General features: G+C 71.0%; 23 protein-coding genes. 16 read left to right on the top strand and 7 right to left on the bottom strand.

What is annotated here, in order from left to right; translation table 11 throughout:
* Positions 1–34: 34 nt before the first annotated feature.
* Positions 35–1,468: a non-oxidative hydroxyarylic acid decarboxylases subunit C gene (locus ACIHFB_RS01090; protein WP_365282246.1), complete on the bottom strand. Its 1,434-nt coding sequence runs from the start codon at positions 1,466–1,468 to the stop codon at positions 35–37.
* A 34-nt stretch (positions 1,469–1,502) separates the two neighbouring features.
* Positions 1,503–2,099 carry a non-oxidative hydroxyarylic acid decarboxylases subunit B gene (locus ACIHFB_RS01085; RefSeq protein ID WP_365282245.1) on the bottom strand — a complete coding sequence of 199 codons (597 nt, stop codon included), beginning with the start codon at positions 2,097–2,099 and terminating at the stop codon, positions 1,503–1,505.
* An 88-nt stretch (positions 2,100–2,187) separates the two neighbouring features.
* Here ACIHFB_RS01085 and ACIHFB_RS01080 point away from each other — a divergent pair, with 88 nt between their 5' ends.
* The 4 genes from ACIHFB_RS01080 to ACIHFB_RS01065 all read left to right on the top strand — a co-directional run bounded on the left by ACIHFB_RS01080 (position 2,188) and on the right by ACIHFB_RS01065 (position 6,656).
* Positions 2,188–3,069, top strand: coding sequence for an AraC family transcriptional regulator (locus tag ACIHFB_RS01080; RefSeq protein ID WP_365282244.1), 882 nt, complete (start codon positions 2,188–2,190; stop codon positions 3,067–3,069).
* Between the two features lie 98 nt (positions 3,070–3,167).
* The gene (locus ACIHFB_RS01075; RefSeq protein ID WP_365282243.1) at positions 3,168–3,518 is read left to right on the top strand and encodes a metalloregulator ArsR/SmtB family transcription factor; all 351 of its coding nucleotides are present in this window, start codon (positions 3,168–3,170) and stop codon (positions 3,516–3,518) included.
* 12 nt (positions 3,519–3,530) lie between these two features.
* On the top strand, positions 3,531–4,985 hold the full coding sequence (locus tag ACIHFB_RS01070; protein ID WP_400124799.1) for a substrate-binding protein: 1,455 nt from the start codon (positions 3,531–3,533) through the stop codon (positions 4,983–4,985).
* 117 nt (positions 4,986–5,102) lie between these two features.
* Positions 5,103–6,656, top strand: coding sequence for an amidase (locus tag ACIHFB_RS01065; RefSeq protein WP_400124797.1), 1,554 nt, complete (start codon positions 5,103–5,105; stop codon positions 6,654–6,656).
* A gap of 35 nt (positions 6,657–6,691) precedes the next feature.
* On the opposite strand, the gene ACIHFB_RS01060 is transcribed toward ACIHFB_RS01065, so the two are convergent.
* Positions 6,692–7,729, bottom strand: coding sequence for a LacI family DNA-binding transcriptional regulator (locus ACIHFB_RS01060; protein ID WP_365282240.1), 1,038 nt, complete (start codon positions 7,727–7,729; stop codon positions 6,692–6,694).
* Between the two features lie 194 nt (positions 7,730–7,923).
* Between ACIHFB_RS01060 and ACIHFB_RS01055 the strand changes: the two genes are divergently transcribed.
* From ACIHFB_RS01055 to hydA, 9 genes are read left to right on the top strand one after another with little or no spacing between them, the layout of a single operon-like run.
* Positions 7,924–8,874 carry a dihydrodipicolinate synthase family protein gene (locus ACIHFB_RS01055; protein WP_365282239.1) on the top strand — a complete coding sequence of 317 codons (951 nt, stop codon included), beginning with the start codon at positions 7,924–7,926 and terminating at the stop codon, positions 8,872–8,874.
* 7 nt (positions 8,875–8,881) lie between these two features.
* Positions 8,882–9,751, top strand: a complete 870-nt coding sequence (locus ACIHFB_RS01050; protein ID WP_365282238.1) for an ABC transporter substrate-binding protein — start codon at positions 8,882–8,884, stop codon at positions 9,749–9,751.
* Between the two features lie 38 nt (positions 9,752–9,789).
* Positions 9,790–10,518, top strand: coding sequence for an amino acid ABC transporter permease (locus tag ACIHFB_RS01045; RefSeq protein WP_365282237.1), 729 nt, complete (start codon positions 9,790–9,792; stop codon positions 10,516–10,518).
* Complete coding sequence (locus ACIHFB_RS01040) at positions 10,515–11,270, top strand: amino acid ABC transporter ATP-binding protein (RefSeq protein ID WP_365282236.1); 756 nt, start codon at positions 10,515–10,517, stop codon at positions 11,268–11,270. Before ACIHFB_RS01045 ends, ACIHFB_RS01040 begins: the two co-directional genes overlap by 4 nt.
* Before the next feature lie 35 nt (positions 11,271–11,305).
* Positions 11,306–11,599: a (2Fe-2S)-binding protein gene (locus tag ACIHFB_RS01035; protein ID WP_400124792.1), complete on the top strand. Its 294-nt coding sequence runs from the start codon at positions 11,306–11,308 to the stop codon at positions 11,597–11,599.
* A gap of 4 nt (positions 11,600–11,603) precedes the next feature.
* On the top strand, positions 11,604–12,953 hold the full coding sequence (locus ACIHFB_RS01030; RefSeq protein WP_400124790.1) for an FAD-dependent oxidoreductase: 1,350 nt from the start codon (positions 11,604–11,606) through the stop codon (positions 12,951–12,953).
* Positions 12,950–14,110 carry an NAD(P)/FAD-dependent oxidoreductase gene (locus ACIHFB_RS01025; protein ID WP_400124788.1) on the top strand — a complete coding sequence of 387 codons (1,161 nt, stop codon included), beginning with the start codon at positions 12,950–12,952 and terminating at the stop codon, positions 14,108–14,110. The genes ACIHFB_RS01030 and ACIHFB_RS01025 overlap by 4 nt, the downstream gene beginning before the upstream one ends.
* Before the next feature lie 13 nt (positions 14,111–14,123).
* Complete coding sequence (locus tag ACIHFB_RS01020; protein WP_400124786.1) at positions 14,124–14,504, top strand: gamma-glutamylcyclotransferase; 381 nt, start codon at positions 14,124–14,126, stop codon at positions 14,502–14,504.
* A gap of 26 nt (positions 14,505–14,530) precedes the next feature.
* Positions 14,531–15,970 (top strand): dihydropyrimidinase, encoded by a 1,440-nt coding sequence (gene hydA, locus ACIHFB_RS01015; RefSeq protein ID WP_400124784.1) that lies wholly within the window; start codon positions 14,531–14,533, stop codon positions 15,968–15,970.
* An 83-nt stretch (positions 15,971–16,053) separates the two neighbouring features.
* On the opposite strand, the gene ACIHFB_RS01010 is transcribed toward hydA, so the two are convergent.
* The 4 genes from ACIHFB_RS01010 to ACIHFB_RS00995 form a co-directional block, all read right to left on the bottom strand.
* Positions 16,054–17,481: an Nramp family divalent metal transporter gene (locus tag ACIHFB_RS01010; RefSeq protein ID WP_400124782.1), complete on the bottom strand. Its 1,428-nt coding sequence runs from the start codon at positions 17,479–17,481 to the stop codon at positions 16,054–16,056.
* 83 nt (positions 17,482–17,564) lie between these two features.
* Positions 17,565–18,518 (bottom strand): phosphoglycerate dehydrogenase, encoded by a 954-nt coding sequence (locus ACIHFB_RS01005; protein ID WP_400124780.1) that lies wholly within the window; start codon positions 18,516–18,518, stop codon positions 17,565–17,567.
* Positions 18,518–19,303, bottom strand: a complete 786-nt coding sequence (locus ACIHFB_RS01000; protein WP_400124778.1) for an HpcH/HpaI aldolase/citrate lyase family protein — start codon at positions 19,301–19,303, stop codon at positions 18,518–18,520. Before ACIHFB_RS01000 ends, ACIHFB_RS01005 begins: the two co-directional genes overlap by 1 nt.
* A gap of 32 nt (positions 19,304–19,335) precedes the next feature.
* A complete protein-coding gene (locus ACIHFB_RS00995; protein ID WP_365282227.1) occupies positions 19,336–20,316 on the bottom strand; it encodes an aldo/keto reductase in 981 nt (326 codons plus the stop codon).
* Positions 20,317–20,693: 377 nt separating this feature from the next.
* Between ACIHFB_RS00995 and ACIHFB_RS00990 the strand changes: the two genes are divergently transcribed.
* The 3 genes from ACIHFB_RS00990 to ACIHFB_RS00980 are packed head-to-tail and all read left to right on the top strand — an operon-like array spanning position 20,694 to position 23,797.
* Positions 20,694–21,911 carry a four-carbon acid sugar kinase family protein gene (locus tag ACIHFB_RS00990; protein WP_400124776.1) on the top strand — a complete coding sequence of 406 codons (1,218 nt, stop codon included), beginning with the start codon at positions 20,694–20,696 and terminating at the stop codon, positions 21,909–21,911.
* A 38-nt stretch (positions 21,912–21,949) separates the two neighbouring features.
* A complete protein-coding gene (gene pdxA / locus ACIHFB_RS00985; RefSeq protein WP_400124774.1) occupies positions 21,950–22,963 on the top strand; it encodes a 4-hydroxythreonine-4-phosphate dehydrogenase PdxA in 1,014 nt (337 codons plus the stop codon).
* Between the two features lie 51 nt (positions 22,964–23,014).
* On the top strand, positions 23,015–23,797 hold the full coding sequence (locus ACIHFB_RS00980; protein ID WP_365282224.1) for a DeoR/GlpR family DNA-binding transcription regulator: 783 nt from the start codon (positions 23,015–23,017) through the stop codon (positions 23,795–23,797).
* Positions 23,798–23,913 lie beyond the last annotated feature (116 nt).

The raw sequence follows: 23,913 nt of genomic DNA, 5'->3' as shown, positions 1-23,913 counted from the left end.
TTCATGAATGAACTCCATTGACGTGATGGGTAGTTCAGCGGTCGGCGGCCGCGGCGATGAGTGAGCGCAGACGGGTGGTCCACTCCGCGGTCTCGGGCAGATCCCGTACGGGCGTGTCGAAGTTGCCCCGCGCGTCCGGTGCGACGGGAGTCGTGGCGTCGATGATCATCTTGCTGGTGATCCCGGCGGGCGAGGCGGCCGGCGCCAGCGCCATGACGGAGAGGTTCGGGATGACGACCACGTCGTCCTGCGGGTTGACCTTCGAGGACATCGCCCACATCACCTGGGGCAGGTCGAAGGGGTCGACGTCCTCGTCGACGACGATGACCTGGGTGACGTAGCCGAGGCCGTGCGGTGTCGTCATCGCGCGCATCCCGACGGCCTTGGCGAAACCGCCGTAGCGCTTCTTCGTCGAGACGATCACCATCAGGCCGTGGGTGTACATGGCGTTGACGGCCTGCACCTCGGGGAACTCGGCGCGCAGTTGCTTGAGCAGCGGGACGCAGGTGTTGGGGCCGACGAGGTAGTCCACTTCGGTCCACGGCATGCCGAGGTAGAGGGACTCGAAGACCGGGTCGGTGCGGTACGAAACGCGGTCGATACGGATCACCGGCATTCTGCGTCCGCCCGAGTAGTGCCCGGTGAACTCGCCGAAGGGACCTTCGATTTCCCTCTTGCGGCCCTCGACTACGCCCTCGATGACGACCTCGGAGCCCCAGGGGACGTCGAAGCCGGTGAGCGGCGCGGTGGCGAGGGGAGCGGGGGCTCCGCGCAGGGCGCCGGCCATCTCGTACTCGGACTGGTCGTAGCCCATCGGCATGCCGGCCACGATGGTGATGACCGGGTCGTTGCCGAGGGTGATCGCGATGGGGAGATCCTCGCCCCGCTCCTCCGCAGCCCGCAGATGGTGGGCCACGTCGTGCATCGGGACCGGCTGGAAGGCGAGGCGGTCGCGGCCGATGACCTCGATGCGGTACGTCCCGACGTTCTGCTTGCCGAAGTGGTCCGGGTCGCGCGGGTCGCGGGAGACCACGGCGGCCTTGTCGAGGTAGAAGCCGCCGTCGCCGTCGTTGAGGCGGAACAGGGGGAGGACCTTGAACAGGTCGATGTCGTCGCCTTCGAGGGTGTTCTCCCGCCAGGGCGCGTCCTCGCGGCGCTCCGGTGCGACCGGGAAGGCGTCCCAGCGGCGGGCGAACTCCTCGACCTGCTCGCGCACGGAGGTGTCCGGGGGCAGTCCGAGGGCGAGGGCGTGGTTGCGCCAGGAACCGTGGACGTTCATCGCGATGCGGGCGTCGGTGAAGCCCTTGACATTGTCGAAGTAGAGGGCGGGGGCGCCCTCGCCGATGCGTCCGGCCGCGTTGGCGGCGGCGGCCAAGTCCGGTTCGGGGAGGACCTGTTCGGTGATCCGCAGCAGCTGGTTCTCCTTGTCCAGGGTGTCCAGGAAGCTGCGCAGGTCGTCGTAGGGCATGGGGGCTCCGTGAGTGTCCGTGGGTCGCTGTCGGTCAGGCGGCGGGGTGGATCCGCGCGCCGCGGGCGGTCCGCATGCCTTCCCAGCGCTTGGCGGCGGGGGCGGGCAGGTACAGCTGGTCGAGGACGCGGGAGGTGATGTGGGTGACGATGTCGTCGACCGTGGCGGGGTGGTTGTAGAAGGCGGGCATCGGCGGCACGATCCGTACGCCCTTGCGCGCGAGGTCGAGCATGTTCTCCAGGTGGATCTCGCTCAGCGGCGTCTCGCGCGGTACGAGGATCAGCGGTCGGCGCTCCTTGAGGATCACGTCCGCGGCCCGTCCGATGAGCCCGTCGGCGTAGCCGGTGCGGATGCCGGCCAGCGTCTTCATGGAGCAGGGCACGATCACCATGCCGTCGGTGCGGAACGACCCGGAGGCGATGGTGGCCCCCTGGTCCTCGGCGTTGTGGACGACATCGGCCAGCTCGGCGACCTCGCGGGCGGTGCGTCCCGTCTCCAGCTCGACGGTCGTACGGGCCCAGCGGCTGAGGACGAGATGGGTCTCCACCTCGGGCAGCTCGGCCAGCTGCTCCAGCAGCCGGACACCGAGAACCGCTCCGGTCGCCCCGGTCATGCCCACGATCAGTCGCACGTCACCCAGCTCCTCGCCCTGCCCGGTCTGTGTGCCTTCGACGCTAGGAGCGGTTCGGCGGTCGGCCACGGTAGGCTCCGGACTTGTCATGGGAAAAATCGGTCAGACCGCGATCACGGACATCTCCTACCGGCCGTCGCTGGATGCACCCATCGGCATGGACATCCTGGATTTCCCCGAGCTGCTCGCCCGGGGCGCCCGCCGCGGCATCGACCTCTCGGCCCCGCAACGGCCGGCCTTCCACCACCTGATCCATCTGGCAGAGGGAACCCTGCGGCACAGCGTCGACTTCACCGACCACACACTCGAAGCGGGCAGCTGGCTGTGGGTGCGCCCCGGACAGGTGCACCACTACGTCCCCGACGACTTCGACGCGATCCGCGGCACCATCGTCATCTGGCAGCCCGGCTTCGTCCTCGCCGAGCCTCTCTTCAACCAGGCACCACTGCTGCCGACCGGCCCGCACGAGCACGCCGCCGGGCGGGCCTTGAGCCATCTCGCCGACGAGTACGCCGACTTGGGTTCCCTGCCTCTCGACGCGCACATCGAGTCGCTGCGGATGCTGCTGTCCGTCCTCCTGCTGCGGCTGTCGCACGTCCGCCCGGACCCCATGTCTCCGGCACCGGAGAACGACACGTTCCGCCGTTACAGCGCCGCCGTCGAACGGGACTTCCGCACCAGCCACCATGTCGCCGACTTCGCCGCCGCACTCGGCTACAGTCCGCGCACCCTCACTCGCGCCACGCTCGCCGCCACCGGCTCGACCGCCAAGCAATTCCTCGACGCACGCGTCCTGTTGGAGGCCAAGCGTCTCCTGGCGCACACCGACGCCCCGGCGGCCGAGATCTCCCGCAGGGTGGGTTTCCGTGAACCGGGCACGTTCGCGAAGTTCTTCCGCAAGCACGAAGGACGTACGCCCTTGGAGTTCCGGGCGCTGACGCGCGGGCGCGTCGTGCCCGCACCCGAGTGAACGTCCATGTCCCCGCCCACGTCGGATCAAGGCGTCGCGGCCCTGGTCTACGCTGGCACATGTCAACCGTCGCTGACCTATGGAGGGAGCGATCACAGGTGCCCGCAGACCTGGCATTCGACGCACTCGCCGACCCCGTACGCCGCCAGATCCTGGGCGTGCTGGCCGAACGCGAGGAGTGCACCGTCGGTGAGCTGGCCGAGCAGATCAACAGCATCGGCCGTACGGGAGTCTCCAGCCACCTGCGTGTCCTGCGAGCCGCCGGCCTGGTGACCGAGCGCAAGGCGGGCCGGTTCCGGCACTACTCGATCGACCCGGCAGGCCCCGCACGCGACGTCATCGCCACGCTTCAGGCGCTGTTCCAGGGCGCGCTCGCCGACGCCGGGCGCGCGGCCGAGGCGGAGGCCGCGGCGGCCGACCCCGGCAGCCAGGACAGCCGGTCCGCCTGACGAGGTGACGTGATGGCCGCACTCCTGCTGCCCGCCGAGGAATGGACCGACGCATCGCCGGTCGCGACGTTCGGCCTGTTCGGCGCGGGCACGGGTGCGGGGTGGGTGTTCGACGCCGTGTGCGACCGGGTCGCGGTGGGCGCGGTGGTGCGGATGGGCGCGCCGCTGGGCGGCCCGGTCGCCGACACGGTGGAGATCATCGGCCGGATCACCGAGGTACGGCCGCCGTTGCCCGGGCGTGGGCACGGCGGACAGGGCGGTCGTATCGAGATCGTGCACGACCAGCCCTGGCGGGGCCGTATGAAGCTGCGCTTCGACGCGGACCGCGGTGGGACGCGGGTCCGGCTGTTCGCGGAGCTCGACGAGGCCGGGCTGGAGTGGCTGATGCGCCGGCGCGGTCTGCTGGCCGGTCGCGGCACCTCTCCGAATCCGCGGCTCGGCCTGCTGAACAGCAAATCCGGCCTGGGGAGCATGTTCGGGGTCGCGACGGACCACATGGCCATGCTCGCCGTCGAGGAGATCAACGCGGAGGGCGGGGTGCGCGGTCGACCGGTGGAGCTGTTGGTCGGGGACGACGCCTCGGACCCTGCGGTCGGCGTCGCCGAGGCCCGGCGGCTGGTCCGGGCCGGCTGCCGGACGATCCTGGTCGCCACCACCTCCGCCACCTTCTTCGCGGTCTCGCGGGCGCTCGCCGGGAGCGAGGTACTCCTGGTGCAGCCGCTCATGAACGAAGGCGGCGGTGCAGGGCCGCTGTGCGTTCAGCTCGGTGAGCGGGCGGACGACCAGCTGGCCGCGGCGGCGGGGCCGCTCATGCGGGCGGCCGGCGGAAAGCGCTGGTTCCTGGCGGGCAACGACTACTGCTGGCCGCGCAGCACGCACGCGGCCGCCCGGCGGATCCTGCCGAGGTCGGGCGGGCAGGTGGTGGGGGAGCGGTACGCAGCTCTGGGCACGCGCGACTTCGCGCCGCTCATCGAAGCGGTGCAGGCTTCGGGCGCGGACATCGTGCTGTCCACGTTCGTGGGCGCGGACGCCGCCGCGTTCGAGCGGCAGTGCCACGCGATGGGCCTGCGCGAGCAGTGCGTCACGCTCGCGCCGGCCATGGACGAATCCACCCTGGAGCACGTGGGAGCCGACGCGGCGCCCGGCCTGTACGCCGTCTCCGGCTACTTCGAGCAGCTGGCGTCTCCCGACAACGCCGTACTGCTGCACCGCTACCGGAAGGCATACGGCCGCTGGGCCCCGCCGCTGTCGACCCTGAGTGAGTCGGTCTTCGAGGCGGCGCACATCTGGTCGTCCGCCGCGCGCCGGGTCGGCGCGGACGAACCGAGGCTGATCGCCGAGGCGATGCGTCCCGGAAGGTTCCAACTGCCGCGCGGCACCGTCACGTTGGATGACAGCGGCCGGGTCGCTCAGGACCTCTTCGTCGCCGAGGCGACCGGCACCGGACTGCGACCGGTCTCGCTGTAACCCCGCGGAGCCGATCGGCAGCCCGGTTCCGGTTAACCGATAAGTTACGTCAATAAGTATTGACCTATTGACGCGATGCTCTAGGTTCGTGCCTGTTCCGTTGAAAGGAGTCGTCCCTTGTCATCGCTCCCCGCACCCGATGCCGCTCGACTGGCGGCGATCGACAAGCACTTCCACTTCGGCCTGTCCGCCGAGGAACTCGAAGAGTTCGCACCCGCCGTAGCGGGCACCCTCGCCGCTTCGGAGGCGGTCGAGCGGCTCTACGAGCGCACGGCACCCACCGCCCCGGACCGTCCCTGGACATCGCCCGCTCCGGACGAGAACCCGCTGGGTGCCTGGTATGTGAAGACCTCGGTGAGCGAGTCGAACGAGGGACCACTGGCCGGTCGTACGGTCGCGGTCAAGGACAATGTCGCGGTCGCGGGCGTACCGATGATGAACGGTTCCCGTACCGTCGAGGGCTTCGTCCCGCGCCAGGACGCCACCGCTGTACGGAGGTTGCTCGACGCCGGTGCGACGATCGCGGGCAAGTCGGTGTGCGAGGACCTGTGTTTCTCGGGCGCCAGTTTCACCTCGCACCCGGCGCCGGTGCGCAACCCGTGGGACGAGAGCCGGAACACGGGCGGTTCGTCCAGCGGCAGTGCCGCGCTCGTGGCGACCGGAGAGGTCGATCTCGCCCTCGGCGGCGACCAAGGGGGCTCGATCCGCATGCCGGCCGCCTTCTGCGGCATCGTCGGACACAAGCCAACCCACGGCCTGGTGCCCTACACCGGCGCCTTCCCCATCGAGCGGACCATCGACCACGTGGGCCCGATCACCCGCACCGTCGCCGACGCGGCCGCGATGCTGGGCGTGCTGGCCGGCCCCGACGGCTTCGACCCGCGCCAGCCCGACGTGATCGAACCCGTGGACTATCTGGCCGCACTCGCCGAACCGGCATCCGGCCTGCGCGTCGGAGTCGTCACGGAAGGCTTCGGTACGCCGGTGTCGGATCCCGGCGTCGACGAGGCCGTGCACGCCGCGATCGACGTACTGGGCGCGGCCGGACTCACCGTGGAGAAGGTGTCGATCCCCTGGCACCTGGACGCCCTGCACGTGTGGAACGTGATCGCGACCGAGGGCGCCGCGTATCAGATGCTCGACGGCAACGCCTACGGAATGAACGCCGACGACTTCTACGACCCGGAACTGATCGCCCACTACGCCCAGGGGCGCATCGACCGCGGCGCCACGCTCTCCGGGACCGTCAAGACCGTCGGCCTGTCCGGCCGTTACACCTTCGAGGTCGGGGGCGGGAAGTACTACGGCATGGCCCGCCGCCTCCTCCCGCAGGCCCGTGCGGCCTACGACGCGGCACTGACCCAGTACGACGTGCTGGTCATGCCCACCGTCCCCTACACGGCCAGGGAGATCCCGCCGCCCGACATCTCCCTGGCCGACTACCTGCACCTCGCGCTGTCGATGGTCGGCAACACCGCCCCCTTCGACGCGACCGGCCACCCGTCGTGCAGCGTCCCGACCCGCCTGGTCGACGGCCTCCCGGCCGGCCTGATGATCACCGGCAGGCGCTTCGACGACGCGACGGTGCTGCGTGTCGCGCACGCCTACGAGCAGGCGGTGGGCGGGTTTCCCACACCTCCGGTCTCCGCCGCCACCGAGAGCGGCGCGTGAAGACAGTCGCCGACCTCAGGTGAAGCACTGGCCTTTCAACCCGACCGACGGGGGGCCGTGGTCGAGTCGCGTACCACCAGCCGGGAGCCGACGCGGATGAGTCGGCCGACGCCCTCCGGGCCGGTGTCGCCGTTGTCGGGGCGGCTGTCCATGCGGCGCAGCAGTTGCTCCGCGGCGAGTTCGCCGAGGTCGCGGGCTCCGTTGTCGACGACGGTGACCGGCGGGTGCCAGTACGGGAACCAGGGCGCTTCCTCGTGGCAGACGAGAGAGAGCTGTTCCGGCACCCGGACCCCGAGCTGTACCAGGGCTCCGAGCACCCCGAACGTCGCTTCGTGGTTGGCGCTGTACAGCGCGGTGGGTGTGTTGCCCGCGGCCATCAGCCGCATGGCGGCCTCCGCGCCGAACGGCACGGTGTACGGGCCGCGCGCGCACAGGGCGGGATCGGGGTCGAGCCCGGCGGCGGCCATGGCCGCGGCGAACCCCGCGTAACGGTCGCGTCCGGAGTCGACGCCGGGCGGGCCTCCGATGAAGGCGATGCTCCGGTGCCCGAGGTCCAGCAGATGGCGGACGGCCAGCTCGGCGCCGTCCCGGTCGGCGGCCATCACGGAGTCGCCAGGGGCGCCGTCGGGTGTGCGCATCAGGTTGACCACGGGGATGCCGGCCTCGCTCACCTGCCGGACCGTCGCGGTGTTGTCGCCGGTGCCCACGATGATCAGGCCGTCGACGCGATGGTCCAACAGCATGTCCAGGTAACGGCGTTCACGCTCCGGGTTCGAGTCGGTGACGCACAGCAGGACCTGGTAGCCTCGTTCGTCCAGCCGTTGCTGGAGCACTTCGGTGATGCGGTGGAACGAGGCGTTCACCAGGTTGGTTATCACCAGCCCGACGAGGTTGCTGCGCCTGGTGCGCAGTCCGCTGGCGATCCGGTTGGGGCGGTAGCCGAGGCGTTCCGCCGCGGACTGCACCGCCCGCTTCGTCCGGTCGCTGACCCGGCTGGAGCCGCTCAGCACCCGCGAGGCCGTGCTCTTGGAGACCCCTGCCGCCTCGGCCACCTGGTCCAAGGTGACGGCCACCGGCCACCCCCGATCATGGAATCGATCCCATTCAACTCTGCTCACGCGTCGAGCCGTGATCGCCATGATGGCAGATCCGGTGAAGTCGGTGGCGTAAACAATGCGTTTCACGAGCAGTTTCCAGCCAGAACGACATTGACCTCCGCCCTGCTCCGCTGCCACCGTGCTGTGGAATCGATCCCACGGAGAGCAGCATGACCACTTCGAGTGCCGCCCCCTGGCGCGGCTACTGGCCGGCCGCACCCACCCCCTTCGCCGCCGACGGCTCCCTCGACGAGGACGCCTGGCGCGCACTGCTCGGGCTGTACGCCGACCACGGTGTCCACGGGCTCCTGGTGAATGGCACGACCGGCGAGTGGTTCTCCCAGGCCTCAGAGGAGCGCCGCCGCGTCGCCGAGATAGCGGTCGCCGAACTCTCCGGGCAGATACCGGTGGTGATCGGCTGCGGCGCGTACACCGCGGCCGAGTCCGCACGGTACGGCGAACACGCCCGCTCGATCGGCGCGGACGGCATCCTCACCACCCCGCCGCCCTACGTCCATCCGAGCCAGGACGAGATCCACGCCTTCTACGCCACCCTGGCAGGCGCGGTCGACCTGCCGCTCATGGTCTACAACTGGCCGCGCGGCACCGCCGTCGACATCACCGTCGACACCCTGACCAAGCTGGCCGAACTCGACACCGTGGTGGCCGTCAAGGACAGCTCCGGCGACGAGTTGAAGGTCGCCGACACCTGCGCCGCCCTGGCCGGGAAGGTCCAGGTCTTCGGCCGCTTCATCCACCGCCGCGGCATGGCCGTCATGGCCGAGTTCGGCGGAGCCGGAAACATCGACGGCGGCGGCCTCGGCGCCCCGTTCGCCGTCCCCTTCTACGAGGCCTACTGGGCCGGTGACCTCGACCGGGCCCGGGAATGGTCCGCACGCTACGAACGGCTTGTGAACCTGCTCGTCAACGACGACTACAGCTCACGGTTCGCCTCACCCACCTCGCAGCTCAAAGCCGCCATGCGGCTGCTCGGGCAGCCCGGAGGGCACGTACGCCCCCCGCTGCTCCCCCTGGAGGACCCGTCCGCGCTGCTCGGCCTGACCGAGGCGCTCGACGAGGCCGGGCTGCAGTCCTGTTCCACCAGCACCGGAAAAAGGTGAACCGACCGTGCGCAGACTTCTCATCGCGGCCTCCTCAGCGGCCGCCCTGCTTCTGACCGTGGCGGCCTGCGGCAGCGAGGACTCGTCGTCCGCCGCCGCGGCCCCGACCGGCTGCACGCCCAAGGTGGGCAAGGCGGACCTGGTCACAGCCGGCACGTTGACCATATCCACCAACGCGACCCTGCCGCCCATGCAGTACCTGGACGCCTCCAACAAGATCGTCGGCATGCGGGTGGACCTCGGTGACGAGATAGCCAAGCTCCTCTGTCTCACCCCGAAGTTCGTCAACATCCCCTTCGACGCGCAGATCCCCGGCGTGCAGTCCGGACGCTGGGACATGATCGACACCGGCATGTTCTACACACCGGAGCGCGCCAAGACCGTCAAGCTCGTCCCCTACGAGATCCAGGGCGTCTCCGTCTCCGTCGCCAAGGGCAACCCGAAGAAGATCACCTCCGAGGACGACCTGTCCGGCAAGACCATCGCCGTGGAGGCCCCGGGCTACGAGTTCGACACCCTCACCGCGCTCAACAAGGAACTCAAGGCCGCCGGGAAGTCGCAGATCACCATCCGCACCTTCACCACCACCGCCGACGCCTACCAAGCGCTGTCCGCGGGTCAGGTCGAGGGCGTGGCCATCGTCGAGTCGGTCACCAGCCACTACCAGAAGGACGGCCGCTTCGAGACGGCGGTCAAGGGCATGAACCCCGCCCCGCTCGCCCTCGGCTTCGGCAAGCAGAAGCCCGCCGACGCCGTGGCCGACGCGCTCAACACCCTTCGCGACAACGGCTACTTGGCCACGTTGTTCAAGAAGTACGGCGTCACGGCCTACACCGGCGACCTCAAGGTGACCACCGGCGCGATCAGCGCGAAGTAACCCGATCAGCGCGAAGCAACCATCGAAGGGCGAGAGCCATGTGGTCCTGGGATGCCTTCTTCTCCTTCCTCAGCAGTCCCCAGCTCGTGCAGGGAGCCTGGACGACGATCTGGCTGACCACGGTCAGCATGGCGCTCGCCCTTCCGCTCGGCGTGCTCGTGGCGCTCGGCAGAGCGTCCCGCATCGCACCGGTCCGGGCGGTCACCGGCTTCTATGTGTGGCTGATGCGGGGCACACCCCTACTGGTCCAACTGGTCATCATCTACACCGGGTTGCCTCAGCTGGGCCTGCGCCTGGGCGTGATCAGCGCGGCCCTGACCGGCCTGGTCCTCAACGAGGCGGCGTACCTCTCGGAGATCGTCCGCGCCGGGGTCCTTTCGGTCCCGCGCGGCCAGTCCGAGGCGGCCCGCGCGCTGGGCATGCCGCCCTGGAAGGTGTTCCGGGTGGTCGTCATGCCGCAGGCACTGCGGGTGATGGTCCCGCCGCTCGGCAACAGCTTCAACGGACTGCTCAAGACGACCACGCTCGTCTCGGTGATCTCCGTCGAAGAACTGCTGCGCCGCACCCAGTTCGCCGTCCAGACCAACTTCCGCGTCCTGGAGGGCCTCACCGCGGCCGCCCTGTACTACCTGGCGATGACCACCCTGTGGGGCCTGGTGCAGCGGTGGCTGGAGGCCCGGGTCGGCCGCGGCCACCAGACCGGGCCGAGCAGGGGCCGCCGTATCAAGGGCGCCGCCGTACCGGCACTCGAAATGGAGACCCGATGACCATCGAGACGGTCGTTGAAGCGAGCCAGGTCCGCAAGTCGTACGGCGGCGTCGAGGTGCTCAAGGGCATCGACCTGACGGTCCGGCGGGGCGAGGTCGTCCTTGTGCTGGGCCCGTCGGGTGGCGGCAAGAGCACCTTCCTGCGCACCCTGAACCACCTGGAGACCCCCGACTCCGGCACCGTCAGCATCTGCGGTGAAAGGATCGGCTACGGCGACCGGGGCGCCCTGCGGGAACGTCGGATCGCCGTCCAGCGGCGGCGCACCGGCATGGTGTTCCAGCAGTTCAACCTGTTCCCGAACATGACCGCGCTGGACAACGTGGCGTCCGGTCCGGTGCACGTGAACGGCGTGTCCAAGGCCGAAGCGCGTGTCGCGGCGGGCGAGTTGCTGGCCATGGTGGGCCTCGCCGACAAGACCCGTTCCTACCCCGCCCAGCTCTCCGGCGGCCAGCAGCAGCGGGTGGCCATCGCCCGTGCCCTGGCGATGCGCCCGGAACTGCTGCTCTTCGACGAACCCACCTCGGCGCTCGACCCGGAGATGGTCGGGGAGGTCCTCGACGTCATGGTCCGGCTCCGCGAGGAGGGCATGACCATGATCGTCGTCAGCCATGAGATGGGCTTCGCCCGAGCGGCGGCCGACCGGGTGGCGTTCATCGCCGACGGCCTGGTGGTGGAGGACAAGTCCCCGGACCTCTTCTTCTCCGCGCCGGAACACGAACGCACCCGCCAGTTCCTGGACCGCGTCCTGTGAACCCCCCACCCCCCTTGAGCCCTGTGAGCACAACCATGAGCACCAACTCCCTGCCTCAGACGGTCACCGTGACCATCGACGGCGCCCTCAGCCAGGCCTGGGCGGGCCAGTCCGTGACCGCCGCCCTGGTCTCGGCCGGAATCTGGCAGCTGCGCCGCAACCCGGTCAACGGCCAACTGCGCGGCCCGTTCTGCGGAATGGGTGTCTGCCTGGAGTGCGAGGTGACCATCAACGGCCGCCCCGGGACACGCAGTTGCACTGCGCACGTCTCCGACGGCATGGACATCCGTACTCACACCGAGCACCTCCCGACGGCCGCACATGGCTGACGTCATGACGGAGGCGGATGTCGCGGTGGTCGGCGGCGGGCCCGCAGGACTGCACGCGGCGCTGGTCCTGGCCCGGGGCGGGCTGAGCGTCGTACTGCTGGACGAGTCCGACACCCTTGGTGGCCAGTACTACAAGCGCCGGCCCGAGCAACTCGCGGCCGCCTTCGGCGACTTCCGCCCGCGCGGCACCGAACTGATCCGCCAGGTGCGGGCCGCCGGGGTCGTCTGCCGCACCGGCACCCTGGTCTGGGGCGCCGAGGACGCGGGCCGCACCCTCTTCACCTCCGATGTCCGCACCGGCGCTCTCGGCCGGATCCGCACCAGGGCGACACTGGTCGCGACGGGCGCGTACGAACGCTCCCTGCCCTTCCCCGGCTGGACGCTACCCGGGGTGGTCACACCCGGATTCGCCCTGCATCTGGCCACCATGGACCGGGTTCCCGTGGGCCGGCGGGTGGTGTTGGCCGGGACCGGCCCGTTCCTGCTCCCGGTCGCCTGCGCGCTGCTGGAGGTGGGCGCCCGGATCGAGGCGCTGGTCGAGCTGAACCACCCGTACCGCCCCCGAGCATCTGTCATCGGCGGAGCGCTGCGGCAACCCGCCCGGCTCGCGGAGGCGGCCCGCTATCTGCTCACCCTCGCCCGATACGGCGTGCGTGTCGAACAGGGAGCCCGCGTGCTGGCCGCGTACGGCGACACCCAGGTCACCGCCGTGGACATAGAGGCCCTGGACAGTGACGTACGGCGGGTGGAGACCGACGCGCTGTGCGTCGGATTCGGCTTCCGCCCCAGCACCGAACTGCCCCGGCTGCTGGGTTGCCGTACCCAGGTGGACCCGACGGGCACGGAGCAGCTCCCGGTCGTGGACGCGGACGGTGCGACCTCGGTGGACGGGCTGTACGTCGCCGGCGACTGTGCCGGCATCGCGGGGGTGCACGCGGCGGGCGTACGAGGACAGCTCGCCGCCCACGCGATCCTGCGCCGCCTGGCACCCGAAGGCCCGCCCGTGCGGGTGGCCGGCCTCCGCCGCCGGGCCCGCGCGCTGGACCGTTTCGCGGCACTGGCCGACCGCCTCTACCCCATGCTGGCCACGGCCGACATCCCCGACACCGCCCAGGTCTGCCGCTGCGAGGGCGTCAGCGCGGGGGAGATCCGGCAGGCCGCCGCGACCGGCTGGAACGACCTGCACGGCACCAAGGCGGCCACGCGCGCCGGTATGGGCCCCTGCCAGGGACGTGAATGCGGCCACATCGTCGCGGCGTTGGCCGGGCGGGGCGAGGCGGAGTGCTTCGCGGCCCGGATGCCGATACGGCCGTTGCCCATGGCCGCGACGGTCGAAGGGCAGGAGGTCCTGTGACCCGGCCGGACGTCGTCGTCATCGGCGCAGGCATCCTGGGCGCCAGTGCCGCCTTCCATCTCGCCGAACGCGGCTACCGGGTCGTGGTGTTGGAGCGCGGCTCACCCAACCGCGAAGGCTCCGGCACCACCGCGGGCAATCTCCACATCCAGGCCATCCACACCCGTCGCCCGGGCCAGGAGGTCCCGGTCGACAGCGCACGCCTGCTGCCGCTGCAACGCCGGGCGTCCGACCACTGGTCGCAGATCGAGGAACGGCTTGGCGCCGACGTGGAGTTGCGGCGCGGCGGCGGCTTCATGGTCGCCGAAACCGCAGCACAAGAAGAGGAGTTGAGGGAGAAACACGAGTGGGAGCGGCGGGCGGGCATCCCCACCGAGGTGCTCACCGGCGACGAGGCCCGCAAGCAGCTTCCGCTGCTCTCCGACCGTGTACGCGCCGCCAGTTGGTGCCCGCTCGACGGCTACGCCAACCCGCTCCTGATCACCCCCGCATATCTGGCCGCGGCCCGCCGCCTGGGCGCCGAAGTGCACGCCTTCACCCCGGTCACCGGCATCCGGCGGGTCGGCGACGACTACAAGGTGCTCTCGGGCGAGCGGAGTTGGACGGCGCCCGTGGTCGTCAACGTGGCCGGGCCGTGGATCACCGAAATCTCCGCACTCGCAGGGGTGGGGATACAGATGTCCCCGGTCGCGATCCAGATGCACGTGACCGTGCGGGTCCCGCCGGTCATGCACCACCTGGTCCAGCACATCGGCGAGGGCATGTCGGTCAAGCAGGTCAGCGCGGGCAACCTGCTGATCGGCGGCGGCTGGCCGGCCGCCGAGCTGGACATGGCGGGCCGCAGCACCGTCAGCGTGCCCAGCATGGCAGGCAATCTCGCCCAGGCCGGGCGCATCCTGCCGTTCCTCGGGGACCTGCGGTTGCTGCGCATGTGGGCCGGACCGCTGGCCGCGACCCCGGACGAGATGCCGGTGATCGGCGAAGTCCCCGGCCACCCGGGGTTCTTCGTCGCGGGCGGCACCTACGCCTTCACCCTCGCCCCGGTGTGGGGCGACACGCTGGCCCGTCAGATCGCCGGGGAACCCCCGGCCGACCCGGTGGCCGACCTGGGTCCGGGCCGCCTGCTGTACGACGCCACCACTCCCGTATCGCCCTGAAAGGCACCCCCTCATGACCCTGAAGATGTTCGTCAACGGCCAGGCGATGTCCGGAGGCACCCTCAACCACGCACTGAGCGACGCCCGCCTCCTCGGCCCCGCCCGCACGGCACCCACGTACCGCTTCTTCTCCGTTCGCGACGAGTTCCCCGGCCTGCACCCGGTGACGGAGGGCGGCGCCTCGATCAACGGCGAGGTGTACGAGGTCAGTTACGAGGTGCTGCGCGAGCAACTGCTCCCCGAGGAGCCCGAGGAACTCGAACTGGGCGTGATCGCCCTGGCGGACGGTTCGGGCTCCTTCTCGATGCGCATGCGGGACTCCGCGCTGACCGCCCCCGGTGTCGTCGACATCACCGCCCACGGCGGCTGGCACGCCTACCTCGCCACCCGCTGACACCTCGTCCTCGCTGGAGGTCCGCCATGTCCCACTCCTCATCGAACGAACCCATCGAACCCAGCGCACCCGTCGACCTCGTCGTCCGAGGCGGCACCGTGGTCAACGCCGACTGGCAGGGCGCCGCGGACGTCCTGGTGGGCGGCGGCAAGGTACTCGGGGTGGTGGAGCCGGGCGCGTACCGCACCGCGCAAGCCCCCGGTACCACCGAGATCGACGCCTCCGGACGCCTGGTGCTGCCCGGCGGCGTGGACCCGCACTGCCATGTCGGCTTCACCTCGGGGGACTTCACCTCCCTCGACGACTACCGCCAGGCCACCACGGCGGCCGTCCACGGCGGTACGACCACGATCGTGGACTTCGCCATCCCGCGCCCCGGCGAGAACCCGGCCGACGTCGCCGCCGCCCAACGCGCCAAGGCGGCACAGGGGGTGTGCGACAGCGCACTGCACGCGTGCGTGGTCGAGTGGGACGACACAGTGCCGGAGCAACTCCGCTCACTGGCCTCCGACGGCATCGTCACGGTGAAGATGTTCACCACCTACCGCGGCGAGACCATGGCCGACGAGAAGACCATCCTGAATGTGATGACGACCCTGCGGGATCTGGGCGGCATGGTGGTCATCCACTGCGAGGCCGACCACATCATCGCGGACACGCAGGAGCGCGGCGAGGCGGCCGGGTCGATCAGCGCGTCCCATCACTCCGGTACGCGGCCGGAGTTGGCCGAGAACGCGTCGGTCGCCGAGATCCTCGCCATCGCCGAGTCGGTGTCGGCCCCGGTGTACTTCGTCCACCAGTCGACACCCGAGGCGGTCGACCTGGTGGCCCGCGCCCGCGGCCGGGGAGTGCGGGCGTTCACGGAGACGGTGGCGCACCATCTGGTTCTGGACGACACGGCGTACGCGGGCCCGCACCCCGAACGCTTTGTGTGCTGCCCGCCGTTGCGGGACGCCGGCACGGTCGCCGGACTGCGCTCACGGCTGCTCATGGGCCAGGTGGCGACGATCGGCAGCGATCACTGCTGCTACGACACGGCCCAGAAGGAGTCGGTGAGCCACGACGTACGGGCGATGCCCAACGGCCTGCCGGGAGTGGAGACCCGTATGCCGGTGATCTTCAGCGAGTTGGTGGTCAACGGCGGTCTTCCGGTGGGCCGATTCGTCGAGTTGATGTGCGCCAACCCGGCCAGGCTCAACGGCCTCTACCCCCGGAAGGGAGTCATCGCGCCCGGCTCGGACGCGGACCTGGCGATCTGGGACCCCACGGCCACCCGCACCGTCCGCAGCACCGGCCTGCACATGGCCACGGACTACACGCCGTACGAGGGCATGGCGGTCACCGGCTGGCCGGAGACCGTGGTGGTGGGCGGCCGTCCCGTCGTCGAGGCCGGACGGCTGACGGACGCCGAGCCGCGGGGCCGGCACCTGCGCTCGGGCCCACTGAGCCGGTCCCTGGTCTGCTGACCCCGCGGCGCCCCGCCCCGGTCCACCGGCCGGCAGCGATTCAGTCCAGCGGCAGCTGAACTCCCGTGACTGCTTGCGCCGTTTCAGCTGCCGGGCGTGAGCTCAAGGGTGTCGAGCACCCCGTACACCCCGAGGAACAGGATCGCCGCGCTGCTCAGCACGAGTGCGGCGGTCAGCCAGGGGTTGGCGCGGAAGCGGGGCGGGACGCCGGTGTAGCGCAGGCGCCAGACCGCGACCACGACCGCGAGCAGGAAGATGCCGCCGCCGATGCCGCCGATCTGCACCATCAGGACCGGGGACTGGACCCACAGGAAGATGCACATCCACAGCGGGGGCAGACAGCAGGTGAGGATGCGGATGGTGCGTGTGCGGACGCGCATGTCGTGCCAGTCGACCACACCGAGCAGACCGAGGGTGTTGGTCCACAGGCGCGGCACGCTGGCCGACGAGGCGACGGTCACCGAGAAGAGGACGGAGATCGCGCCGGCCAGGAACAGGTACTTGGCCCAGGGGCCGAGCGTGTCCGTGTAGCTGTGCGACAGCGTGGTGATCATGTCGTTGCCCTCGGGCACCAGGCCCTGCGGATGGAGCACCGAGGCGCCGATCACATAGAAGGACAGCGTGCAGACGGTGCACACGACCCACGAGACGCCCACGTCGAGCCGCATGACCTTGAGCCAGCCCTCGGCCCGCCGGGCCCGCTGCTCGGTGCCGTCGTCGGGGCCGGTCCAGCGGGCGTAGCCCTTCTCCAGACACCAGTAGGTGTACGTCGTCATCTCGTCGGCGCCGACGCCGGTGATGCCGAACACGGCGAGGGCGATGCCGACCGTGCCCGCGGGTATCTGGAAGCTCAGTCCGTCGACGAGCTGCTCGCCGCCGTATCCGAAGGCGGTGAACGGCAGGGCGAGCGCCAGGCCGAAGGTGATGACCGTCTTGAGCGAGATGCCGACGACCTCGACGCGCTCGACGATGTGGTACTTGCCCGTCTGGAGGATGAGGATGGCGCTGCCGGTGACGATGAGGGCCCAGATGGTCAGGGACGAGGTGCTCAGCGCCGACCCGTGGATCGGCAGCAGGATCGAACAGGCCGCCGCGGTGCCGCCGATGATGCCGCCGCGCTGGAACATCTTGGCGAAGTCCATGCCGATCCAGAGCCAGTTGATCCAGCTCAGCCGGCCGATCTTCGGCCCGATCTGGCTGTAACCCTCCAGCGCGGGCTTGCCGTTGAGGATGGTCCAGCGGGCCAGCTCCATCTGGACCCACACCTTGACGGCGGTCGAGATGATCACCAGCCACAGCAGCGCGAACCCGGCCTTCGCGCCGAGCGCGGTGGTGGTGATCAGTTCACCCGAGCCGACGACCGCGGCGGACAGCACGAGCCCGGGGCCGAGTTGGCGCACCCGACCGCGGAGGGTCTCGGGGGCGGGGCGGGCGTCTTCGGCGCGCAGAGCGTACGGGTCGGTCTGCGCGGGTGGCGGTGCCGCCGTGGCGCCGTCGGTCGTGGTGGCCATAGCAGGTCCTTAGGGGATCTTCCGGCGTCGTCGCCGGTGTCCGGAACGGGGACAGGGTGGTGCGGTGTTTCGTCCTGTGGGTCTCAACTCGCCTGGTGCTGCGGCTCGTTGCCCGCGAGTACGCGGACGACGTCCTCGGCGACCATCGCGCCCATGGCCTGGTTGGCCTCGGGCGTGCACGCGGCCATGTGGGAGGTGAGGAGCGTGCGCGGGGACTCGCGCAGCGGGTGGTCGGCGGGCAACGGCTCGGTGCTGAACGCGTCGAGGGCGGCGGCCCCGAGGTGCCCGGAGCCGAGCAGTTCGGCGAGCGCGTCTTCGTCCACGAGCCCACCGCGCGCGGCGTTGACCAGGATCGCGTCCGGCTTCATGGCCGCCAGACGGGCGCGGTCGAGCAGCGGGGTGCCCGACGGGTCGGGCGGGGTGTGCAGACTGACGGCGTCGGCGCGCGCCAACAGGGCGTCGAGCGCGGCCGGTTCGGCGCCGTGCGCGCGGACGTCGGCGTCGGAGACGTAGGGGTCGTGGGCGAGCGGTTCCATGCCGAAGGCGCGGGCGTAACCGGCCAGCAGCCGGCCGATGCGTCCGAAGCCGACGATGCCCAGCGTCTTCCCGTGCAGTTCGGGGCCGAACAGCTTCGGCCAGCCGCCCTCCGCCACCGCGGTGTGCGAGGCGGCCAGGGAGCGGGCCGCGGTCAGCAACAGGCCGAAGGTGTACTCCGCCACCGCCCGCGAGTTGCTGCCCGGCGCGCACACCACCGGAATCGCGCGCGCCCGTGCGGCGGCCAGGTCGATGGTGTCGACGCCCACACCGTGCTTGGCGATCACCTTGAGACGGGGCGCGGCGTCCATCACCTCGGCGGTGATCGGATCCATGCCGACGATCAACGCATCGGCTTCCGCCGCGTACTTGAGGAGTTCGGCGGCGGGTAGCGCCCCGTCCTCGCAGGGACGCAGGGGACCTGCTCCGGCCTCCTCCAGGATCTGCCAGGGGCGCACCGAGTGCCGGGCGAAGGTGGGCGTGGTGATGAGTGTGGTCGGCATCAGCGCGCCCCGCCGCGTGCCGCCTCCAGGTGGGACGTCGCGATCTGTTGCAGATGTACGACGTCGGCGGCGACCGACGCGAACGTGAAGCCCTCGGCGAGGCGACGGGCCGCGCTCGCGCCGTCGGCGTTGTGGATGCCGGCGGCTATGCCCGCCGCCTCGGCCGCCTTGCGTACGCGGGTGAGGGTCAGCTCGAACTCGTCCTGCACGGCGGGGTCGGTGGAGCTCGTGCCGCCGATGGCCAGACGCAGGTCGGACGGGCCGACGTAGATGCCGTCCAGACCCGGAGTCGCGCAGATCTCCTCGACGTTCGCCAGGCCGTCGCCCGTCTCGATCATCGCGAGGACGGCGGTCTGCTGGTGCGTGTCGGCCGGGTTCGGGCCGATGCGCAGCTGGGCGCGCATCGGGCCGTACGAGCGGCGGCCCAGCGGCGGGTAGCGGACGGCGGCCACGGCGTCGGCGGCGTCCTGGGCGTTGTCGATGAGCGGGACGATCACGGCGGTGGCGCCCGCGTCGAGCGCCTTGCCGATGTAGGTCAGGTCGTTGGCCTCGACGCGCACCATGCCGACGGCGGTGCTGCCCTTGGTGTCGGTGGCGAGGAGGTTGTTCAGCATGCCCTGGTAGCCGAAGAGGCCGTGCTGGGCGTCGAAGGCGAGATAGTCGTAGCCGACGCGGGCGAGGCGTTCGGCGGCGATCGGGGAGTCGAGCAACGACCAGTAGCCGATGAGCTGTTCGCGGTTGCGCAGTGCGGTGGTGAACTCGGCAGGGGTGCGGCCGGTGGACATGGGTGTCTCCGTTGCGGGGGAGTGGCGGAAGGTCAGCGGTTGTAGGCGGGCATGGGGCCGCGCAGGCGGGCGCCGACCTCGTCGCAGGCGGCCAGGACGTCCGCGGACAGCGGACCGGCGGATGCGGCGGCGATGTTGGCCTTCAGGTGCTCGACCTTGGACCCGCCGAGCAGCAGGGCGTCGGTGGAGGGCCTCGACAGCAGCCAGCGCAGGGCCAGTTCGGTCAGCGGCAGGCCCGCGTCGGAGGCGATGCGGGTGAGGTCGGTGACGGCGCGGAACAGCTCCTCGTTCCAGTACCGCTCGCGGTACATCACGGCCAGCTTGGAGTCTCCGAACCGCCCGCCGTCCGGGGCCTGTTCGAAGCTGTGGCGGCCGGTGAGCAGACCGCCGCCGAGTGGGTTGTAGACCATGGTGCGCAGGCCGGTGACGGCGGCGTACTCGACGTACTCCTCCTCGATCCGGCGCGCGAGCAGATTGTGGAGCTGCTGGGCGACGACGGGGCGGGGGGCGCTGACCTCGTCGGCCACGCGGTTCAGTTCCGCGATCTGCCAGGCGGCGAAGTTGGAGACACCGAGGGCGAGGACCTTGCCCGCCCGGACGAACTCGGCGACGGTCGCGAGGGTTTCGGCGAGCGGGGTCCTGCGGTCCGGCTGGTGCAGATAGAAGAGGTCCACGTGATCGGTGCCCAGGCGCTTGAGGCTCCCGTCGAGCGCGGCGCGCAGGCCCTCGGCGGAGAGCGGCGTGTGCTCGCCCTGGTCGGAATGCGGGATGCCGGCCTTGGTCGCCAGCACCACCCGGTCACGGCGATCGGGCAACAGCTCGGCGAGGATCCGCTCGCTCTCGCCGCCCGCGTATCCGTTGGCGGTGTCCACGCCGGTGATGCCCGCGTCGAGCGCCGCGTCCAGCATCGCGGCGGCCGTCGCGCGGTCGGCGGTGTCGCCGAACGTCATCGTGCCGAGAACGAGACGGGACAACGGGACGGGGACGTTGGGGAGCTCAAGGCCGACGGTCACGCGGGTTCCTTCCGGGGCGGGTGGTGCGGGTGAAGCGGGCGGTGCGGGTGGCGCGGGTGCAGCGGGCGGTGCGGGTAGTACGAGGGCAGCGGGTTGTGCCAGTGGCGCGGGCCCTGTGTCCCGGTCCCGGTCCTCGTCTCGTGCCTGGGTGCGATCTCGTGCGGGATGTGCGCATCGCGGGCGTGCCGTGCGGCTGTGTGAGCGGGTACCCGTCGCATCCACGAGGCGACGAGGTCCGCTGGTGACGGCCCCGGCGCCACGGGAACGCTCGCACGACTGCGTAATTCGCGCAAGAGGTCTCGCGCACTTCACGCAACTTGTGTCATGATCCGACCCGGGCCGCCCACCGCCGAGCATGCTCAAGGAGGTTCGATCCCGTGGCTTCCCTGCCCCCACGTCCACGCGTCTCGCCGTACGTCGTCGCGCTCGCGGACGACCTGTCCGGCGCGGCTGAGACCGCCCGCGCGCTCGGCGGCCCGGTGCGTCTGTCGCTCGACGCCGCCGCCGTGGCCGAGACCCTCGGCGAGTACGACCTCGCCGTGGACCTGGACACCCGCCACCTGCCGCCCGCCGAAGCGGCGGTCGCCGTGCGGACGGCGCTGCGCGCGGCGCAGTCCGGTCCGCCTCGACTGCTGTACAAGAAGGTCGACTCGCAGCTGCGCGGTCACCTCGCCGTGGAGGCCGCCGCCTATGCCGAGGGTGCCGAGGCCGTCGTCATCGCCCCCGCGCTGCCCGCGGCCAGGCGCACCGTGACCGGCGGTGTGGTGCACGTGAACGGCGTGCCCCTGCACCGCACGGACGGCTGGCGCGCGGAACACACGTCCCCGCCCCGCTCGCTGCCCGAGGCGCTGTCCGGCCTGCCGGTCCGTACGGTGCCTGTCGACGTCGTACGATCCGAGCCCGCCGCTCTGGACGAGGAGTTCCGGCGGATCGCCGCGTCCGGCGCGCATCCTGTTCCGGATGCCGAGACCGATGCGGACCTGGACGCGGTGGCGGCGGCGGTGCTGCGCCTCGGTCCCGGATTCCGACTCCTGGGCAGCGGTGGCCTGGCGGGGGCGCTCGGGCGCGCGCTGGCACGTCCCGCCACCCCGTGCCCGCCCACGCCCGTTCAGGACTCCACGCCCCTGCTCGTCGTCGTGGGCACCGCCGAACCCGGCGCGGTTGCGCAGATCGCGCACCTCACCGCACTCGGCGCGCACCATGTGCCGCTGAATCCGGCCGACTTGGCGACGGGTACGGTCCGCCTGCCGAGTACCGCCCCCGCCCTGACCGTGCTGTCCATCGACGGCTCGAAGGGCCCGTGCCCCGGTGCGGGCCGGGTCCTGAGCACCGCCCTCGGTGCGCTCGCCGCCGCGTACCCGGGCCGCCCCGACCTCGTCCTGACCGGCGGCGAGACCGCCCGCACCACGCTGGACGCCCTGGGGATACGGGAGTTGGAGCCGCTTGCCGAGATCCACCACGGCGCAGTCCACTCTCGTACCCCCGACGGCCGCCACGTGGTCACCCGCCCCGGCAGCTACGGCGCCGAGGACTCGCTCCTGACCATCGCCGTCGCGCTACGACCCCACCTGACCGCAGCCACGGCCGCCACCTGAACCTGCCAACGTCCGTTTCCCGACTAGGAGTTGCCCACATGAGCACCCCCGCCCCCCTCATCGCCGTCACCATGGGAGACGGCGCCGGCATCGGCCCCGAGGTCATCGTCGCGGCCCTCATCGACGACGCCGTCCTGGCCCGCTGCCGCCCCGTCGTCATCGGCGACGCCCAGCGGCTGCGCGAGGCCGCCCGCATCCTCGGCCTGGACTGCGAGATCGTCGCCGTGGACCACCCGCGTGACGCCCGGTTCACACCCGGCCGCGTCAACGTGATCGACCTCGGCCTGCTCCCCGCCGACCTGCCCTGGGGCAAGCTGTCGCCGGTCGCCGGTCACGCCGCGTACGCGTACATCGAGCGTGCCGCCCAACTCGCCGTGGCAGGAGATGTGCAAGCCATCTGCACGGCGCCGCTCAACAAGGAGGCCCTGCACTCCGCGGGCCACATCTACCCCGGCCACACCGAACTCCTCGCCCACCTGACCGGGACCGAGGAGGTCTCGATGATGCTCTCCACCGAGAAGGTGAAGGTCATCCACGTCACCACGCACATCGGCCTGATCGACGCCGTCAACCGCATCGAACCGGGCCTCGTCGAGCGCACCGTACGCCGCGGCCACGACGCGATGGTCCGCGCGGGCACCCCGCACCCCGTCATCGGCGTCTGCGGCATCAACCCGCACGCGGGCGAGAACGGCCTGTTCGGCTACGGAGAGGAAGAGGAGAAGATCGTACCGGCCCTGGAAAAGCTGCGTGCCGAGGGCGTAGACGCCCGGGGCCCGCTCCCCGCCGACACCGCCTTCTTCCTCGCGTCACGCGGGGACTACGACCTGATCGTGGCGATGTACCACGACCAGGGCCACGGCCCGGTCAAGGTCCTGGGCATCGAGGCGGGTGTCAACCTCACCGTGGGACTGCCCGTCATCCGTACCTCCGTCGACCACGGCACCGCCTTCGACATCGCCGGAAAGGGCACGGCGGAGGCCGGTAGCATGGTCGAGGCGCTGCGCCAGGCAGCCGAGATGGCTACGGCGCCGGTCGCCCCGGTGGCCTGAACCACCGTCCCCTGCACCGCCGTTACCACCGCACCGTAGAGGACCCCGCAGATGCCGCCGACCACCTCCCAGGCACGACGCGACCGCATCGTCCGCCTTGCCGACACCACCGGCCTCGCCAGCGTCGAGGAACTCTCGCAGCTGTTCGACGTCACCCCCTCGACGATCCGCCGCGACCTCGCCCGCCTCACCACCGAGGGCCGCCTCGCCCGCACCTACGGCGGCGCCATGGCGCTGTCCGCGCACCCCGAGGCGTCGCTGCGGCAGCGCACCGGCGAGGCCTACGAGGAGAAGCGGGCCATCGCGCAGTGGGCGGCCCGGCAGGTCGAGCCCGGCGAGTCACTGCTCCTCGACGCCGGTACGACGGTCGGTGCGCTCGCCCACGAGCTGCGCGGGGCCAAGGAGTTGACGATCGCGACGACGGGCCTGACCGCGCTGCACGCCCTGGCCGACGCGGAGGGCGTACACGTGGAGTGCCTCGGTGGGACGCTCCGCCCGCTCAGCCAGGGCTTCGTCGGCCCGCTCACGGAGGCCGCGCTGGAGCACATGTCCTTCGACCGGGTCTTCCTCGGCGCCGACGGCGTCACCGTCGACCGCGGCATCTGCGAGGCGGACCTGCGCCAGACCCGCCTCAAGGAACTGATGGCCCGCCGCGCCGACCGCGTCTACGTACTGGCCCACGGCGCCAAACTCGGCCGTGCGCCGTTCCACGCCTGGGCGACCCTCCGCGAGGAGTGGACCCTGGTCACGGACACCTCCGCCCCCGACGCACAGATCCGCGCCTTCGAGGCCCGCGGAGTGCGCGTGGAGATCGCCCCGCCCGCGGGGACGTGAGGGAACCGCCCCAGTTCGCCGACGGAGAGTCGGGCCGAAACTTTTTCCTGCACGACCCTTGCCGCCGTTTGCAGCCCCTCCCTACAGTCTCGTCCCAATCAGTCGATACGCATCGA

Source organism: Streptomyces sp. NPDC051963 (assembly GCF_044593495.1).
Taxonomy (GTDB): Bacteria; Actinomycetota; Actinomycetes; order Streptomycetales; family Streptomycetaceae; genus Streptomyces.
This window is presented reverse-complemented; position numbering and strand designations above follow the sequence as displayed.